Consider the following 17,214-nt stretch of genomic DNA (forward strand, 5'->3'; position numbering starts at 1 on the left):
CCGCGGGGGCCACGGATATGCTGTGCCAATCGGGGACGCTCCCGATAGCTCGCGAGATCGGTTGAAGGAAACATGCCAATCGGCCCCGCAGGCGATCGGCTTTTCGCGGGCTTTTAACGGCTGGCTTGGGCGGCGGCGCTTTCGGCGGCGGCGCGCGCGGTCTCGGCCGTGAGCGGGCCGATGAGGATGAAGGCGAAGCCGGCGGCGCGCCATTCCACCGCGGCGAGGCCGGGCAAGGTCTTGGGCGGAGCCGAGGGACGCTCGCCGCCGGCGCGCTCGAAATAGAGCGCCGCGCGGGCTCCGGCGGCGGACTGATAGATCAGCAGCCCCGCCGGCGAGATCACGCCCGGAACGAGCCTGCCGCCGATGAACTCGAGGCCCACATCGGCGAGGTCCGGCAGGCGGCCGAAGCCGGCGCGCTCGCCGAGCCAGGTCGCGAGCTCGGCCTTGCGATCGGCGCCGATCTCCACCGGCCGCGAATCCTGCGCGAAGGTCAGATAGGCGAGCTGGGCGTGGGCGACGAGCCCCGGCGGCTCGATCATGGCCCGTTGCGGGGCGGAGGGCGGCGAGGCGGGGCCGGTGAAGGCCAGCAGCGCCGCTCCCGCCACCACCGCGCCGGCGAGCAGCGTCAGCAGCGACATGATGATCGCCGGCCGGCGCGGCGGCCGGCGGCTGGTGTCTGAGCGTCGCATGGCGCGCAGCGAGGCGCCCTTGCTGGGGCTGAAGCGCGCCCAATTGACGCCGGAGCCGAAGCTGCGCGTTAGGCTCGTCACCGAGGCCGTCCGCAGCCCGGCGGGCACGGGCTCCTTCACCGTCTGGGCGAAGGCCGCGCGCAGCGCCGCATTCTGCCGGCGCCAGCCCTCGACCAGCGCGGCGTCCTCGGCGTGATTGTGCAGATGGTCCTCTATGCGCCGGCGATTCTCGGCGTCGAGCTCGCCATCGACGAAAGCATGCAGATCGGACTCGTCGACATGCTCCCGGGGGCTCGTCATTTGCGGCCTGTTTATTTCACGACGCGCAGATGCGGACCCGGCCGGCGGCCGGCGTCGGCCCCCGGCGAGGGGTGGCGGTCCAGCGCGGTCAGCGCCGAGCGCGCGCGCATCAGCCGCATCAGCGCCACTGGCCGATCGGTGCGGGTGATGCGGGCGACCTCCTCGTAAGTAAAGCCCTCCAGCACCACGAGCAGAAGCGTCTCCCGCTCCTCGAAGGGGAGATCGGCCAAGCGATGCATGATCGCCGGTTGCCGCAGGGAGGGACGATGCGGCGCGGCGGAGCGCAGCCGACGTTGCGCGGCATGGGTCAAGGATGCGTAGAGATCGACGCGAAGGTCGAGAACGGCGCCGGTCGACTCGCGCCCGGCTTCGTTGGCCGTGGTCTGCAGCGCGGTGTGGACCAGCTCGTCGGCGAGATCATTGGCGGCGCCGGAAAGCAGCGCGCGTGCATAGCGGCGCAGGCCCGGCGTGAGCCTTTCCAAGGTCTCGTCGAAATCCTCCGCCTGTCCCATCGCTCGGCCCGTTTCGCGCGGTCCTCGACGCCTCGTCCGCGCGGCGCTGGTTCGGTTTCTTTCCCCACGGATATTATGCCAGTCCGGCGCGATTGACTATCTCCGCGCCCTGAGATTTATCTGTTTTTGTATGTCGGGCCGCGAGCGACGCCAAAGGCGTCTCCGCTCGGGCGCCCCGCCTCACGTCCCGAGCCCGCGCGCCCAAATGCGCGCGCTGAAGCGCCCGATGTGCGCGCGCTGAGCGCGCATGTTGCGCGTAGCCCTCCAACGGCGTTGCCGACAGGCGGCGGAACCCCGCCTCTCGATCGCAGATTTATGGACCATTGCTCCCATGTCGCAACCGGAACCGACGTCGAACGGCAATATTTTCAGCGGCGTTCTCGCAGGCAAGCGGGGCCTCGTGCTCGGCGTCGCCAATAATAAATCCATCGCCTGGGGCATAGCCAAGGCCGCGGCCGACGCCGGCGCGCAGCTCGCCCTCACCTTCCAGGTCGAGGCGCTGGAAAAGCGCGTGCGCCCGCTCGCGGCGGAGATCGGCGCGACCGTCGTCGGCCGCTGCGACGTCTCCGAGCCGGAGACGATCGACGCCGTCTTCGCCGAGGTCGAGAAGCTGTGGGGCAAGATCGATTTCGTCGTCCATTGTCTCGCCTTCTCGGACAAGGATCAGCTCGACGGCCGCTATGTCGACACGACGGCGGAGAATTTCACGCAGTCGCTGATGATCTCCTGCTTTTCCTTCACGGCCGTCGCACAGCGCGCCGAGAAGCTGATGAAGGACGGCGGCTCGCTGCTCACCCTCACCTATTACGGCGCCGAGAAATGGATGCCGCATTACAATGTGATGGGCGTCGCCAAGGCCGCGCTGGAGGCCTCCGTGCGCTATCTCGCCGCCGATCTCGGCGAGAAGAACATTCGCGTCAACGCCATTTCCGCCGGGCCGATCAAGACTTTGGCGGCCTCGGGCATCGGCGACTTCCGCTATATTCTGCGCTGGAACGAATATAACGCCCCGCTGCGCCGCGTGGTGACGATCGAGGAAGTGGGCGAGACGGCGGTCTATCTGCTCTCGCCCATGGCGCGCGGCGTCACCGGCGAGGTGCTGCATGTGGACGCCGGCTATCATGTCGTCGGCATGATGAATCCGGGCGCCGCTCCAAAAATGGCCTCGCTGCTGGCCCTGCTGCCGCAGCACACGACAGAGGCGAAATAAGAGGCTCCGCGGCCTCGATCCCGACGCGCGCAGAGCGCGTCGGGATTCGAATGTTTCAGCGGAACTTTACGGTGAGATCGGTGCCGACGGCGCCGGTCTCAGAGCTCGGGCCTTGATCGGAGATGATGATCGAGCCGCCGAGCCATAGGCGATCGGCGATCTGCTGGCGCACATCGTCCGAGAGCTCGAGACGGTCCAGCGCCTCGGCGGCGCTGGAGGCCGCGCCCAGCGGGGCGGCGCTGCGCTCCTCCACCAATCCTTTCTTCTTATGCGCGGCGCGCGCCTCGGCGATGCGCGGCGGCATGGACAGCACCGACCATTTCAGCGCGCCATTCTCGCCGGTCGCAGTCGCGATATAGAGATGCGAGCCCAGCGGGCGTTCCGGCTCGCGGATCGTCGCCGGCGCCTCGAAGATCGGCGTCAGCCCCTGGCGCACATAGATGCGCTGATTCTTCTTGCTCACCAGAATGGAGATCGGCGCGGCGCGCAATTGCGCGTCCTTCTCCGCCTTGGCGGCGGCGGCCGAGGCTTCCGCCGCCTCGCGGGAGCGGCGGCCCGCCTCCACGACTTCCGCGTCGCTGGCGTTATAGGCGGTCTTGGCGGCTTCGAGCCGGGCCTTGGCCTCGGTGAGGGCGGCGTCCGCTTTGGCCTTGGCGGCCTCGGCTGGGCTGGCGCCGTCATTGGTGGGCAGGTCCGGCTTGGCGGTCGCCACATCCTGACGCTTGGCGGCGGCGGCCTCGGCGGCCTTGGCGGCGGTCTCCGCCTTGGTCCGGGCGCTCGCCTCGGCCGCTTCGGCCGATCTCAGCTCGGCGGAGGCGCGGGCGGCCTCCTGCCGCTTGGCGTTGAGAGCGAGCGAGGCCTCCGTCGCCGCTTTGGAGGCGGCTGCGGCGTCGGCTGCGGATTTCGTCTTCAGCTGCTCGGCGTAGCGCCGCGGATTGAGCAGCGGCGCCGCGCCGGCGTCGGCGAAGCCGTCGCGCAGTCCGGCGTCGGCGAGCGTCGCGGCCGAGGCTTCCGTCGGCGAGCGCATCTTGGGCGCGGGCAAAGCGGGATGCGAGATTTCCGTGGGCGAAAGATCATAAGGCGCGATGACGACGCGCTCGCCGATGCGGGTCATGCCCCACAGCTTCTGCGCGAAGCCGCCCGGCAGGCGGATGCAGCCATGCGAGGCGGGATGGCCGGTCACATGGCCCGTATGCATGGCGACGCCGGACCAGGTGATGCGCTGCATGAAGGGCATGGGCGCGCCGGAATAGAGATTGGAGCGGTGGAAGCGCTCGCGCCCGAGAATGGTGAACATGCCTTCCGGCGTCGAATGGCCGGGCACGCCGGTGGAGACGACCGAGCGATCGACGAGGCCATTGTGATTATAGATGGAGATGTGCTGGCCGCTGAGCGACACCACCGCGAATAGCGGCCGCGCGAGGCTCACATTCTCGGCCGGCTTGGCCTCGGAGGAGGTTCCGCGCTTTGCACGCTTGCGCGGCGCCTTGGGGGCCTCTGCTTCGGGAGATTCGGCGGAATAGCCGAGTGCGGCTGCGGGCCGCGCCTCGAGGGCGAGAACCGAGGCGGCGACGCTTGCGGCGCAGGCCGCGGAAAAGGCGCGAAGGCAGACCCTGCGGCTGCGGGCTACAGCAGCGACTTCCGACATGACGCGAAAACTCCTGACACACACGAACACATTGCTCGAGCACATAACGCTCTGGTCCGAACTGGACAGAGCCTCGCCCTCGCCTGCATTGCTCTTATTGGTTAATGTCGGCTGAAATCTATGCGCTCGCGCACGTCGAGAAGAATTGCGGGGAATTTTCCCATTCGCCGCCATAATGCCTCGAGGCCGTTCGCCGCTTTTCGCCCGCGGCGCGCGCCCTCGCCTTTCGGCCGCCTATCTCTTCCGAGAAGAATCAATCGGAGAGGAAGATGGCTGCAATGTCTTTTCGTCGTGCATTGGGGCGGCTCGCGCTCGCGCCGCTCGCTCTGGCTCTCGCGCTCGCGCCGGCGGGGGCCTGCACGAGCTTTCTCTTGAAGGCCGCCGATGGCGCGCGCGTCTATGGCCGCACGCTGGAGTTCGGCTTTCCACTCGAATCGGAGGCGATCGTCATTCCGCGCAACTACGCCGCGCGGGCGACGGGGCCGGAGGGCAAGCCCGGCTGGGGGTGGAAATCCCGCTATGCGATCGCCGGGCTCAACGCCTTCGGCCTGCCGGTCGTCGTCGACGGCATGAATGAAAAAGGCCTCGCCGGCGGCATTCTCTATTTTCCGGGCTTTGCCGGCTACGCCGATTCCAAGACCGCCGATCCCGGCCATGCGCTGGCCCCTTGGGATTTCCTCACCTGGGCGCTGGGCAATTTCGCCAGTGTCGAGGAGCTGCGCGCGGCGCTGGACACGATCGCCATCGTCGATGTCGTGCAGCCGACCCTCGGAATCGTTCCGCCTTTTCATTACACGCTGCATGACGCCAGCGGCGCCTCTCTGGTCGTCGAGCCGATCGGCGGGCGGCTGAAAATCTATGAGAATCCGCTCGGCGTCGTCACCAACGCCCCCTCCTTCGATTGGCACCTCACCAATCTGCGCAATTATGTGAAGCTCTCGCCGGTGGATGCGCCGCCGCTGAAGATCGCGGGGGAGAGCTTCGCCCCGCTGGGCGCCGGCTCCGGCCTCATCGGCGTGCCGGGCGACCCCACCCCGCCGTCGCGATTCGTGCGCGCCGTGGGCATGACCCTCTCCGCCGAGCCGCAGAAGGACGCCGCCGGCACGGTGCGCCTCGCCGAGCACATCCTCAATAATTTCGACATTCCCATGGGCCTGGTGCGCGTCGCCCCGCAGGAGACCTCGCGCTTCGAGTTCACGCAATGGTCGTCGATCGCGGATCTTTCCAGCCGCGTCTATTATGTGAAGAGCTATGACAATCAGACCCTGCGCAGCATCGATCTCAACAGGTCGGAGCTCGAGGGCCGCAGTGTCCGGGCGGCCCCCTTGCGGCCCTCTTCCCGGGTCGCGCCTGTCGAATTTCCAAAACATTGAGGCGAAGCGCCTTGTCATGGGGGAGGGTTTTTGTTAGACGGGCCGCCTGCCGGCGCTTTGGTTTCGATCAGCGCCCCGGCGCGGTCGTGGCGGAATTGGTAGACGCGCTAGCTTGAGGTGCTAGTTGGGCAACCAGTGGAGGTTCGAGTCCTCTCGACCGCACCAAGCCTCTCGAAGTCGAGGCTCCTGACAGATCGGCTTTCGCCTCGGGCGGCCTGCCGAAAGCCCTCCCCCGATCCGAAGTTCGCCTCGCGCGAGCCGTCGCTTGCCGCCGCCCGAAGAGGGTAGGAGCGCGCGGCCGGCAAAAATTCGGACAATTCCTGTTTCTCGCTCGCTGCTAAGATAGAGTCTCTGGGCGTCGGCGTCGAAAGACGGCGGGCGCTCGAGCGGGCATGGAAACGAAAAATGTCGGGTCGCGGATTCGGTTTGGACAGATTGCTGAAATTATTCGAGCGCAAGGAGCGGACTTTCGATCGCTATGTCGACGCGCTCCCCACGCATCAGAACGCCATAGACGCCATTCCCGGCTGGAGCACCGCATTTCCCGAGGCCTGCGCGGTGAAGGCCGGCATCGTGCCGACCTATTATGATTCGCGAATTTTCTGGGCCGTCGAATGTTTCGGCGCGCTCGAGGGCCGCGAGGTGCTGGAGCTCGGCCCGCTGGAGGCCGGCCACACCTATATGCTGGAGAATGCGGGCGCGGTGGTGGACGCCGTGGAGGCCAATCAGCTCGCCTTCATGCGCTGCCTCGTCGCCAAGGAGATCCTGCGGCTGCAGAAGGCGCGCTTCTGGCTCGGCGATTTCGTCAAATGGCTGGAGCAGACCGACAAGAGCTATGATCTCATCGTCGCCTCCGGCGTGCTCTATCATCAGCATGATCCGCTGCGGCTGCTGGAGCTGATCGCGCAGCGCGCCTCGGCCGTGTTCATCTGGACGCATGTCGTCTCGGACGCCATGCCGCTCTCCGATCCGCGGCGCAGCGTCATGGCGAAGGAGCCGGAAATCCTCTCCTTTCACGGCGTCGAGGTGCGCGCCTATCCGCGCAGCTATGTGAAGGCGCAGGCCAATCCGGCCTTTTGCGGCGGCATGCGCGACGATCATCGCTGGCTGGACAGGGACGATCTTCTCGCCGCGCTGCGGGCGCTCGGCTTCGACGACATTCGGACCAATCACGACGATCCAGACCATTTCTTCGGCCCGGCCATATCGATCTTCGCGCGGAAGTCATCGTAAGTGGTGGGCCGACGGCCGGAGCGGGAAGGCGATATGAGAGTTATGCTGCTCGGCGGCTCCAACGCCGGGGTCCATTTCGGCTGGGCCGCCCAATTGCAGGGGCTCATGCCGGAGCATGAGATCACCAACCGCTTTCTCGGCGCCGTCGGCTCACTCTATGGCCTCGCGCGGCTCATCGAGGCGGAGCGGCGCGGCGAGGCGGCGCCCGATCTCGTCGTTTTCGAATATGCGCTCAACGACGTCATTCTGCTGGACGCCGGCTTCACCACCGCCGCGCTGGTTCACGATGCGCTGGCCAGCGTCGCGCAGCATTGCGCAGAGCGCGGAGTCCCCTTGCTGTTCCTGTGCCTGCGTCCGCGCCCGACGGGCGGACGGCGGGTCTCCGCCTGCGTGCGGCGCATCGACCGCATCTATCGCCGCATCGCGAAGGCGCATGGCGTGGCCCCCTGCGTGACGCATGCGACGATCTTCGGCGAGGAGCGAGCCGAGCAATTCGTCGATCCGCATCATCTCACCGCGGAAGCCTCGGTGCGGTGCGCGAAGGTCGTGGCCGATCTCATTTCCGGCGGCGCCATTCCGGTTCCGCGGGCGAGCCGGCTTCACGCGCCCATTTTCGATTATGTCTCCGCGTCGCAGGCCGAGCCGCAGGGACGCTGCCGCAGAGTGGAGATCGCATCCACGGTCTTCGCGGGGAGCTTTCTGGAGATTGCCCGGCCGGGGGCCAGCCGCTGGCCCGGCCGTGGCCGTCTCGCCGGCCTGCTGCTGCGCTCGACCCATGAGAGCGGCGTCTATCGCATCACGGCGGGCGCGCGCGCTTTCGCCCGGACGGCGCAATCGAGCATGCGCGAGATCGTGCCCAATCTCATTCTCCTCCATTATTCGCGCAGGCGTCCGCGCGCCGATTTCGATCTCGAGATCGCCATGCCGGACGATGAGAGCGCCCTCGCCGCTCTGCCTCAGGAGAAAACGCTGCTGCCGGCCGAGCCGGGCGCGCCTTTCGCGGAGCAGAGGCTGCAGATCGCCGCCGTCATGTTCTGGAGCCCGTCTTTCTGGCGGCGCTGGCTGGCCCTGCTCTCGCTACGCTTTCGCCAGGAAAAGCGAAGCTTTCGCTAGAACAAGGCGCTCGAGGCGTTCGGCCAAGCCGCGACCACAATTGGGCGGCAGTGTCCGCCGCAACCGATGCGACAAACCAGAGGTTCCGCCATATCATGACCGACGAGACGAGCGATCATACGGTCGATCTGAGTGACCCTTCCGAATATGAGGACATCGTCTCTCAGCGCGCCATCGCCTTCTGCCACCTCGCCAAAGTCGCCGACTCCGTCCGCGACGAGCAGGTCAAGGAGCAGTGCCTCATCATGCTGCGCAAGCTCAACGCCAGCATAAGGGCGCCCTCGACCGCGGAGGTGCGATCGATCGATGGCGGCCAGCTCTGACGCCTCACCGACCGAGCCGGGACGCGATCGCCAGCTGCGCCTCGGCCAGCCGCGCGCCCAGCGCCCGCCGCCGCTCTGGCTCCGTCAGGGCGGACTCATAATCTTCGGCCGCGTCGCCGAGCGCAAAGGCGCCGATGGCGCGCGCCGCGCCCTTGAGCGTATGGGCGAGGTCCAGGCGCGCCTTGTCGGAGGCCGCCGCCGCCAGCCTGCCGTCGAACTCGCCCGCCTGGGTGAGGAACAGCGCCAGCAGCTCGGCTTCGAGCTCCGTGTCGCCCATCGTCTGGCGCGAGAGATACGCCCAATCGATCGCGTCGGGCGCGCCTTCGGTGTTTCCGCCATCCGTCATTCTACGTCTCCGATCGGCCCTTCGCGGAAAAGTCTCGCTTTTCCTGTGGATTGCGCCGAGAGCCTGCGCGTGGCCTCGGCGATTGCGCTCGCCGGGTCGAATCAGGCGTCGTATTCTTATTCGAATCAATCTTATGTAAGCATTGCTTCGGATTCGCGGCCAAGCTGCAGGTCGCCCCTTTTGCTCCGCTCCGGGCGGAGCGCCGAGCATCTTCCCCCAGTCGCGTTAACGACGATTTCGATTGGCGGTCCGCGCCCGTTTCATTTGCGGGCCGACGGCGGTAATATTTGGTTAATCTTTTCTGCTCGATGTGAACGGCGAAAAAGCGTGAGCGGCGTCATAAAGCGGAACTATGACCGCTCGGAGAGGTGACGATGGCGAAATCGGGCAAGCCCCAGGACGCGGCTATCGCTGCGCTGTCGGCGGTCGAAGAGGCGTTGAATCTGGGCTTGGAGCCCACCGCCGAGGCCGCGACGGAAGCGGGCGAGAAAGCCGCGTCGCCGGCCGATGCGGGCGCCAAGCCCGCCGATAAGGCCGAGGGCAAGGGCCAGGCCAAGACGGCCCCCGGCTTCAACTTCAGCCTTCCCTCCTCGCGGCGCCAAGATGCGCGCGATGCGGCGCGGGATTCTGCGCGCCCCACGGAAGGCGCCGCGCCCGTGGCCGGCCGCTCGGCGGCCAAGCCGCAGGTGGCCCCCGCCGGCGCGCCGGCCAATGACGATCGCCAGACCGTCGGCGAGCTGCGCGCCGCGCTGCAGGTCCGTCCCAACACCGCCATTCTCGGCTACACTTTCCTGTCCATCGCCGCCTGGGCGGTGCTGTGGACTCTGTTCGTCTATTTCAATCAGGGCGAGATTCTCGACCACGAGAACGGCTCGTTCCTCGCGCCCAAGCCGGTGCTGACGCTGCTGGCGCTGCTCGCCCCCATCGTCTTCATCTTCGTGACCGGCGTGATGGCGCGCCGCGCGCATGAGATGAAGCAGGTCGCCAATTCCATGGCGGAAGTGGCGATAAGGCTGATCGAGCCGGAGGCCATCGCCACCGAGCAGATGGTGACGCTCTCGCAGGCCATTCGCCGCGAGGCCGCCTCAATGGGCGACGGCATAGAGCGCGCGCTGGCGCGGGCCAGCGAGCTCGAGATCATCGTGCGCACCGAGGTCTCCAATCTCGAGCGCTCCTATTCCGAGAATGAGCGCCGCATTCGCGTGCTCATCGATGAGCTGACGCGCGAGCGCGAGGCGATCCTCGTCAACGCCGACAACGCCCGCACGGCGCTGCTCGGCGCGCGCGAGTCGCTGTCGGCGGAGCTGCAGACCAGCTCCTCCCATCTCGCCGAGACGGTGAGCGAGGCCGGCGGCCGCGTGACCGCCGCGCTCGGCTCCAAGGGCGAGGAGATTCGTCTGGCGCTGGAGCGCGTCGGCGACGGCTTCAATTCCACGCTCTCGACGCGTGGCGAAGACATGGTGCAGCGTCTCTCCGTCGCCGGGGAGACGATCGCCGTCAGCCTCACTCTGGCCTCGGAGGAGGTCACGCGGCGCTTCTCCGACGGCATAGCCGAGGCGGATCGCAAGCTTCAGGAGCGCGGCGACGCGCTGGCGACCGATTTCGAATCGCGCGGAGCCTTCGTCGTCGATCGGCTCGATTCCATCGGCGGCCATCTCGTGCAGGCGGTGGGCGAGCGCGGCGAGAGCTTCGTCGATCGTCTCGCGGAAACCAGCGGCCGCGTCGATGACGCGATCGAGACGCATGGCGGCGCGATCGAGCGCTCGCTGCTCTCGGCTTCTGAAAATCTCGCGACGCAGCTCGCCGAGAAAGTGGCGGCGACCGAATCGGCCTTCCGCACCGCCGGCGACCGCCTCGCCGAGCTGCTCGAGGAAACGCGCGAGCGCGCCCGCACCGAGCTGGAGGCGCATGGCGGCGGCCTCAACGAGCGTTTCGCGCAGACGCTCGCCGAAAGCGCCAGCGCCTTCACCGAGCAGGCCGACGCTCTGCACGAGCGTTTCGCCGCCGTGGCCGGCGAGGCCATCGCCGCCATCGCCTCGCATGGCGATCGCGTCACCGACACGCTCGCCGATCGTCTCGGGGCCTTCGAGGAGAATGTCGTCGTCCAGGGCGGCGAGATCGCCTCGCGTTTCGCTGAGCAGAGCGAGCGCATCGGCGCCGCGCTGACGCAGGGCGTCGCGGAATTCGAGCAGAGCGTCGCGCAGCGCAGCGCCGAAGCGACGGCGCGCCTCGCCGAAGAGGGCGCGCGTCTCGGCCAGACGGTGGCCGAAGGACTTGTCGCCTTCGAGGAGCGTGTGACCGGCCACAGCGACGAGGTCGCGGCGCGTCTCGTTCTGCATGGCGACGCCATCGGCTCGGCCGTGGCGGAAGGTCTCGCGGCCTTCGAGGAGCGCGTCACCGGCCGTAGCGACGAAGTGGCGATACGCCTGCTGATGCAAGGCGACGAGATCGGTTCGGCCGTGGCCGCCGGCCTCGCCTCTTTCGAGGAGCGCGTCGTGGGCCGCAGCGAGGCGGCGGCGGAGCGTCTTTCGGTCCAGGGCGAGACGATCGGCTCTGCGGTGGCCGCGGGTCTCGCAGCCTTCGAGGAACGCGTCACCGGCCACAGCGAGGAAGTCGCGGCGCGTCTGGTTCTCCATGGCGACGCCGTCGGCTCCGCCGTGGCGGAAGGTCTCGCGGCTTTCGAGGAGCGCGTCCTCGGCCACAGCGAGGAAGTGGCGACGCGTCTCGTCACCCATGGCGACGCGATCGGCTCCGCGGTGGCGGAAGGCCTCGCCGCTTTCGAGGACCGCGTCGCCGGTCGCAGCGAGGATGCGGCCGCGCGTCTTTCGACGCAGGGCGACGCCATCGGCGCCGCATTGGCGGCCAGCCTCGCAGCTTTCGAGGAGCGCGTCACCGGCCAGAGCGAGGATGTCGCGGCGCGGCTCTCGGCGCATGGCGACGTCATCGGCTCGGCGGTCGCGGAAGGCCTCTCGGCCTTCGAGGAGCGCGTCATCGGCCATAGCGAGGATGTCGCCAATCGTCTCGTGTCGCATGGCGACGCGATCGGCTCCGCCGTCACCGAGGGCCTCGCGGCCTTCGAGGAGCGCGTCGCGGGTCAGAGCGAGGATGTCGCGGCCCGGCTCGCGGCCCATGCCGACGCGGTCGGCGCGGCCGTCAATGACGGGCTCGCGGCTTTCGAGGAGCGTGTCGCCGGCCAGGGCGCCGCGGCCGCCGAGCGCCTCATCGAGGAAGGCGCGCGCATCGGCCTCTCCGTGTCGGAAGGCGTCGCCGCTTTCGAGGCGCGTGTGCTCGGCCACAGCGAGGTGGTCGCCGATCGTCTCGTCGCGCAGGGCGACGCGATCGGTACCGCGGTCTCGGAAGGCCTCGCGGCCTTCGAGGAGCGCGTGACCGGCCACAGCGCCGAGGTGACGGAACGTCTCGTCGCTCATGCGGAGCAGATCGGCTCCACGGTTTCCGGCAGTCTCGCCGTCTTCGAGGAGCGGGTCCTCGGCCAGAGCGAGCAGGCGGCCGAACGTCTCGTCGCCCATGGCGACGCGATCGGGGTCGCGGTCGCCGAGGGCCTCGCGGCCTTCGAGGCGCGCATTGTCGGCCATGGCGAGGATGTGGCGCAGCGCCTCGTCGCCCATGGCGAAACGATCGGCGGCGTCGTCACCGATGGCCTCGCCAAATTCGAGACGCGCGTGCTCGGCCAGAGCGAGGAGGCCGCGGCGCGGCTCACCGCTCATGGCGACGCCCTCGGCCTCGCCGTGGCGGAAGGCATCGCCGCATTCGAGGATCGGCTTTCGCAGCAGCATGAGGCGACGCTGTCGAGCCTCGAGGAGCAGAGCGAGCGCGCCACGACGGCCGTCGCCGGAGGGCTCGAGGCCTTCCGCGAGGCTGTCGTGCAGCAGAGCGAGGAAACTGCATCGCGCTTCCTGCAGCAGGGCGAGCGCGTCGGCCAGGCCATCGCCGAAGGGCTCGCATCCTTCGAGGAGCGCATCGCCGGCCGCAGCGACGAGACCGTCCTGCGTCTGGTCGAGCGCGGCGACGAGATCGGCGCCTATCTCTCCCAGGGCCTCGCGGCCTTCGAGGAGACGGTGGTGCGCCATGGCGACGAGGTGGCGACGCGCGTCACCGAGCATTCGGATCGCATCGCTTCCGTGCTCTCCGAGCGGCTCACCGCTTTCGAGGAGCAGGTGGTGCGGCAGAGCGGCGACGTCGTCGCCCGCGTCACCGAGCAGGCGGAATGGGTCGACGGCGTGCTGGTCAATCGGCTGGACGCGCTGGAGGAGGCGACCGCGCAGGTGTCCCGCACGCTCGAGGACACGCAGAGCCGCGCCGAGCAGGCCTTCACGGTCGGCGGCGCCGCGCTCGAGGCGGGCCTCGCCGCGAGCGTCGCCGATGTCGCAGCGACCCTCGCCGAGCAATCCGCCTCGCTGCAGGAGCGTTTCGCGGTCACGGCCAGCGAGGCGGCGCTCGCCATCGCCACGCAGGGCGAACGTATCGAGGAAGCGCTCGCCGGTCGCATCGCCGCTTTCGAGGCCATGGCGCTCGATCAGGGCGGCGCGCTGGCCTCGGCGCTGGCGGCGAGCGGCGAAGGTCTCGCGCGCGACGTCGCCGAGCGCCTCGCTTCTCTCGACGAGACTTTGCGTGGCCATTCCGCGCGTTTCGCGGCGCAGATCGACGAGCATTCGCAGCAGCTGGCGGCCGAGCTCACCGAGCGCCTCACGGCGGTCGATTCGGCCATTGTCGAGGAAGGCGCCGCGCTGGTCTCGGCCATCGCCGCCAATGGCGAAGGATTCACGCGCGAGATCGGCGATCAGCTCGCCGCTTTCGACGAGGCGCTGCGCAATCGCGGCGGCGAGCTCAACGCGCAGATCGGCGAGCATTCGCAACGGCTTTCGGCCGAGCTCTCCGAGCGGCTGGCGGCCGTCGATTCGACGATCGTCAACGAAGGCGCGGCGCTGGTCGCGGCCATCGCCGCCAATGGCGAAGGCTTCACCCGCGACATCGGCGATCAGCTCGCGGCCTTCGACGAGGCGCTGCGCAACCGCGGCGACGAGTTCGGCGCCAAGATCGGCGAGCATTCCGAGCAGCTCGCGGCCGAGCTCACCCAGCGTCTGACGGCGGTCGATTCGGCCATCGTCAACGAGGGCGCGGCTCTGGTGGCGGCCATCGCCGCCAATGGCGAGGGCTTCTCCCGCGACGTCGGCGAGCAGCTCGCCGCCTTCGACGAGGCGCTGCGCAATCGCAGCAATCTCATGGCGGCGCAGATCGGCGAGCATTCCGATCAGCTCGCGGCCGCGCTCACCGAGCGGCTCGCGGCGGTCGATACGACCATCATCGACCAGGGCGGCGCGCTGGTCGCGGCTCTGGCGGCGAGCGGCGACGGCGTCGCCCGCGGCGTCGAGCAGCAGCTCGCCGCTTTCGACGAGCGCCTGCGCCATCACGGCGGCGAGCTCGCCACGCAGATCGGGGAGCGCTCGCAGCAGCTCGCCTCGGCGCTGGCCGAGGGGCTTTCGGCGGTGGATACGTCGATCGTCGATCGCGGCGGCGCGCTGGTCGCGGCGCTGGCGGCGAGCGGCGAGGGGGTCACGCGCGGGGTAGAGCAGCAGCTCGTGGCTTTCGACGAGCGGCTGCGCCATCAGGGCGGCCAGATCGCGGCGCAGATCGGCGAGCATTCGCAGCAGCTCGCGGCGACCTTGGCCGAGCGTCTGGCCGCGGTCGACGCCGCCATCGTCCAGGAGGGCGGGGCGCTGGCCGATCGTCTGGCGGAGCGCGCCGACGAGATCGCGGCGCGCATCGGCGATCAGTCGCAGCGCCTGTCGGAGGATGTCGGCCAGCGGCTGGCGGCCATAGACAAGACGATTTCCGGCGACGGCACCGCGCTGGTCGAATTGCTCGGCGCGCGCGCCGAGGAGATCGCCGCGGTCATGTCGTCGAAGATCGAGAGCTTCGAGACCGTCTCCAACGCCCGCACGCGTCAGGCGGCGGACCGCATAGACGCGCTGGTCGGGCGCGTCGATTCCGGGCTCGATTCGGCCGGCAAGGCCTTTCAGGACACGCTCGCCCGCCATGCGGTGGAGGTTGCGCGCGCCATGGGCGAGGGCGGCCGCGAGGTCATTCGCTCGCTGGACGAGAAGGTCAAGGATATCGATGCGGTGCTGCTCGCCCGCTCGACCCAGCTCACCGAGACGCTCTCCTCCAAGGCGGAGGAGATCAATTCCACGCTCGGCGGCCGCGCGGAAGAGATCGCCGGCACGCTGGACGGGCGCATTGGCGTCTTCGAGAACAATGTCGTCGGCCGCCTGGACGCGGTCTCCGGCGAGATCGGCGAGCGCAGCCGCGTCGTCGTCGAGACGATCAACGCCCGCATCGAGGAGATCAACGCCACGCTGGCCTCGGCGCGGCGCGATCTCGACACCACTCTGCACGCCCGCACCGGCGATCTCGGTCAGGCGCTGACCGAGCGCGTCGGCGAGATCAGCTCGACGCTGGAGCAGCGCCTCACGCAGATCCAGACGACGCTCGGCGATCGTGGCGGCGAGGTGACGCGCGAATTGGCCAATGTCGGCGAGCTGGTCGCCCATGCGATCGAGAGCCGCGGCTCCACCATCGTGCAGCATCTCGGCGAGAAGCGCGTCGAGCTGGCGGCGGCGATCGACCAATCGGCCGAGGAGCTGAAGAAAGCGCTCACCGAGGGCGCCGAAGGCTCCGTGCGGGCGCTGCTCGACGTCAATGAGAAGCTGCGCTCCGAGCTGCCCGAGGTGCTCGACCGGCTGGGCGAGACCAATTCCTCGCTGCAGACGATCATCTCGGCGGCGGGCGGCAATCTCTCCAATCTCGACAAGGAGCTCGGCGGCAAGCTGCGCGAGTTCCAGGGCGCGATCGAGACGGTCGGACAGCATATCGCGCAGATCGGCGAAGTGTCCGGCGGCGTGATGCGCGACGCCGGCTCGATGGTCGGCGCGATGGAGACGCATCAGCAGAGCCTGACGCAGAGCGCCGAGCGGCTGGCGCAGAGCCAGTCCGAGCTCGACGCGGCGCTCGACGCGCGCCGCCGCTCGCTGGAAAATCTCGTGCTGCTGGTCGAGGACAAGCGCAGGGATTTCGAGGACACGGTCGCCAATTTCTCCGGCCTGGTCGAGGAGAATTTCCGCCGGGTCGAGGAGCGCGCGCGCGATGTCGGCGGCTTCATCACGCAATCGACGCAGGAAACAGCGGAGCTGGTCGACGAGCGCTTCGCCGCCGTGCGCGACGCCGCCTCGCGCGAGCGTGAGGAGACCGCCGCGGCGCTGCGCGCGGCCTATGATCAGGCCAATGACGAGCTGGCCGATATCTTCGGCCGGGCGACCGAGAAATTCGCCGCCGCCGCGACCGAGATTCGCGGCATGTCGGCGGAGATTCAGAGCGAGCTGGAGCAGACCCGCGCCGAGCTGCGTCGCGGCGCCCAGGAATTGCCGCGCGAGACGGCCGAGCAGGCCGCTGCGCTCCGCCGTGTCGTCGGCGAGCAGGTGAAGGCGCTCAACGAGCTGACCGACATCGTCGCGCGCTCGGGCCGGGCCTATGATATCGCCGAGACGGTTCCGGCGGCGGCCCCGGCCGCTCCCGCGCGTCGCGGCTTCGAGGCCCAGCCGCAGCCCGCGCCTGCGCCGGTCGCGCCGCCGCCCCCGCCGCCGCCGGTGGCTCCGCCCGCCCCGCGCGCGCAAGAGCCGAGCTGGACCAGCCGCGCCCCGCGCGAGGAGCCGCAGCGCGCCGCCCGGGCGATCCAGCCTGCGCCGCCCCCGCCGCCGCCGGCTCCTCCGGCGCGGCCCGTCGCCTCGGCGACGGAGGATGGTTGGCTCACCGATCTATTGGCGCGCGCCTCCCGCGATGAGGCTCCCGCCGCCGCTGCGCCGCCGCGCGCCAATACGGCGGCCGGCCGGGCCAAGGCCGCCGGGGCTCTGGATAATCTCACGCTCGATATCGCCCGCATGGTCGATCATGCCGCGGTCGGCGAGTTCTGGGATCGCTTCCAGCGCGGCGAGAAGGGCCTGTTCACCCGCCGGCTCTACAGCGCCCAGGGCCAGCAGACCTTCGAGGAGATTCGTCGCCGCTACCGCGTCGATCCGGATTTCCACGCCACGGTCGATCATTATGTTCAGGAGTTCGAGCGGCTCGTCGCCGAGACCAGCCGCAATGATCGCGAGGGCGCGCTGACGCGCGGCTATCTCACCTCCGACGCCGGCAAGGTCTACACCATGCTCGGCCATGCGGCGGGCCGTTTCGAGTGAGGCTTCCCGCCCCGGCGCCGCAAAAGCAGGCGCCGGGGTGGGCCATGGCGTCGTGATCGGTACCCCGTAACCTGTAATCCGTGTCCGCTTTCCGCCGGGTCGCCTCAGGGCCGGACAAGACGCGCCTTTTTCTTGTTCCAAATCGACAAAAATTGTCGGTTTGCGTACTCGATTGTGACATTTTCGCCACTCTCCAAAGAGAAAAAGCGCCG

Annotated in this window: 10 protein-coding genes and 1 tRNA gene; 7 read left to right on the forward strand and 4 right to left on the reverse strand. The window is 68.8% G+C overall.

Annotation, left to right across the window (positions count from 1 at the left end; translation table 11 throughout):
* Positions 1 to 113: 113 nt before the first annotated feature.
* On the reverse strand, positions 114 to 992 hold the full coding sequence (locus METLW3_RS0101185; RefSeq protein ID WP_024878198.1) for a zf-HC2 domain-containing protein: 879 nt from the start codon (positions 990 to 992) through the stop codon (positions 114 to 116).
* A gap of 11 nt (positions 993 to 1,003) precedes the next feature.
* Positions 1,004 to 1,504, reverse strand: coding sequence for a sigma factor-like helix-turn-helix DNA-binding protein (locus tag METLW3_RS0101190; RefSeq protein ID WP_024878199.1), 501 nt, complete (start codon positions 1,502 to 1,504; stop codon positions 1,004 to 1,006).
* Positions 1,505 to 1,835: 331 nt separating this feature from the next.
* Between METLW3_RS0101190 and fabI the strand changes: the two genes are divergently transcribed.
* Positions 1,836 to 2,714, forward strand: coding sequence for an enoyl-ACP reductase FabI (gene fabI, locus METLW3_RS0101195; protein ID WP_024878200.1), 879 nt, complete (start codon positions 1,836 to 1,838; stop codon positions 2,712 to 2,714).
* A gap of 55 nt (positions 2,715 to 2,769) precedes the next feature.
* Here fabI and METLW3_RS0101200 read toward each other — a convergent pair whose 3' ends face one another.
* Positions 2,770 to 4,362, reverse strand: coding sequence for a L,D-transpeptidase family protein (locus METLW3_RS0101200; protein WP_024878201.1), 1,593 nt, complete (start codon positions 4,360 to 4,362; stop codon positions 2,770 to 2,772).
* 278 nt (positions 4,363 to 4,640) lie between these two features.
* On the opposite strand from METLW3_RS0101200, the gene METLW3_RS0101210 reads away from it, so the two are divergent.
* The 5 genes from METLW3_RS0101210 (at position 4,641) to METLW3_RS0101230 (ending at position 8,404) form a co-directional block, all read left to right on the forward strand.
* Positions 4,641 to 5,735, forward strand: a complete 1,095-nt coding sequence (locus tag METLW3_RS0101210) for a choloylglycine hydrolase family protein (RefSeq protein ID WP_036308538.1) — start codon at positions 4,641 to 4,643, stop codon at positions 5,733 to 5,735.
* Between the two features lie 80 nt (positions 5,736 to 5,815).
* Positions 5,816 to 5,900, forward strand: a tRNA-Leu gene (locus METLW3_RS0101215).
* Positions 5,901 to 6,140: 240 nt separating this feature from the next.
* Positions 6,141 to 6,968, forward strand: coding sequence for a class I SAM-dependent methyltransferase (locus METLW3_RS0101220; protein WP_024878203.1), 828 nt, complete (start codon positions 6,141 to 6,143; stop codon positions 6,966 to 6,968).
* A gap of 33 nt (positions 6,969 to 7,001) precedes the next feature.
* Positions 7,002 to 8,081, forward strand: a complete 1,080-nt coding sequence (locus tag METLW3_RS0101225; RefSeq protein ID WP_157516503.1) for a hypothetical protein — start codon at positions 7,002 to 7,004, stop codon at positions 8,079 to 8,081.
* A gap of 95 nt (positions 8,082 to 8,176) precedes the next feature.
* Complete coding sequence (locus METLW3_RS0101230; RefSeq protein ID WP_018267247.1) at positions 8,177 to 8,404, forward strand: hypothetical protein; 228 nt, start codon at positions 8,177 to 8,179, stop codon at positions 8,402 to 8,404.
* A 4-nt stretch (positions 8,405 to 8,408) separates the two neighbouring features.
* On the opposite strand, the gene METLW3_RS0101235 is transcribed toward METLW3_RS0101230, so the two are convergent.
* On the reverse strand, positions 8,409 to 8,750 hold the full coding sequence (locus tag METLW3_RS0101235) for an Hpt domain-containing protein (RefSeq protein ID WP_024878205.1): 342 nt from the start codon (positions 8,748 to 8,750) through the stop codon (positions 8,409 to 8,411).
* Between the two features lie 374 nt (positions 8,751 to 9,124).
* On the opposite strand from METLW3_RS0101235, the gene METLW3_RS0101240 reads away from it, so the two are divergent.
* Positions 9,125 to 17,002, forward strand: a complete 7,878-nt coding sequence (locus tag METLW3_RS0101240; RefSeq protein WP_024878206.1) for an Apolipoprotein A1/A4/E — start codon at positions 9,125 to 9,127, stop codon at positions 17,000 to 17,002.
* Positions 17,003 to 17,214 lie beyond the last annotated feature (212 nt).

Origin of the sequence: Methylosinus sp. LW3 (assembly GCF_000527115.1) — a bacterium.
Lineage (GTDB): Bacteria > Pseudomonadota > Alphaproteobacteria > Rhizobiales > Beijerinckiaceae > Methylosinus.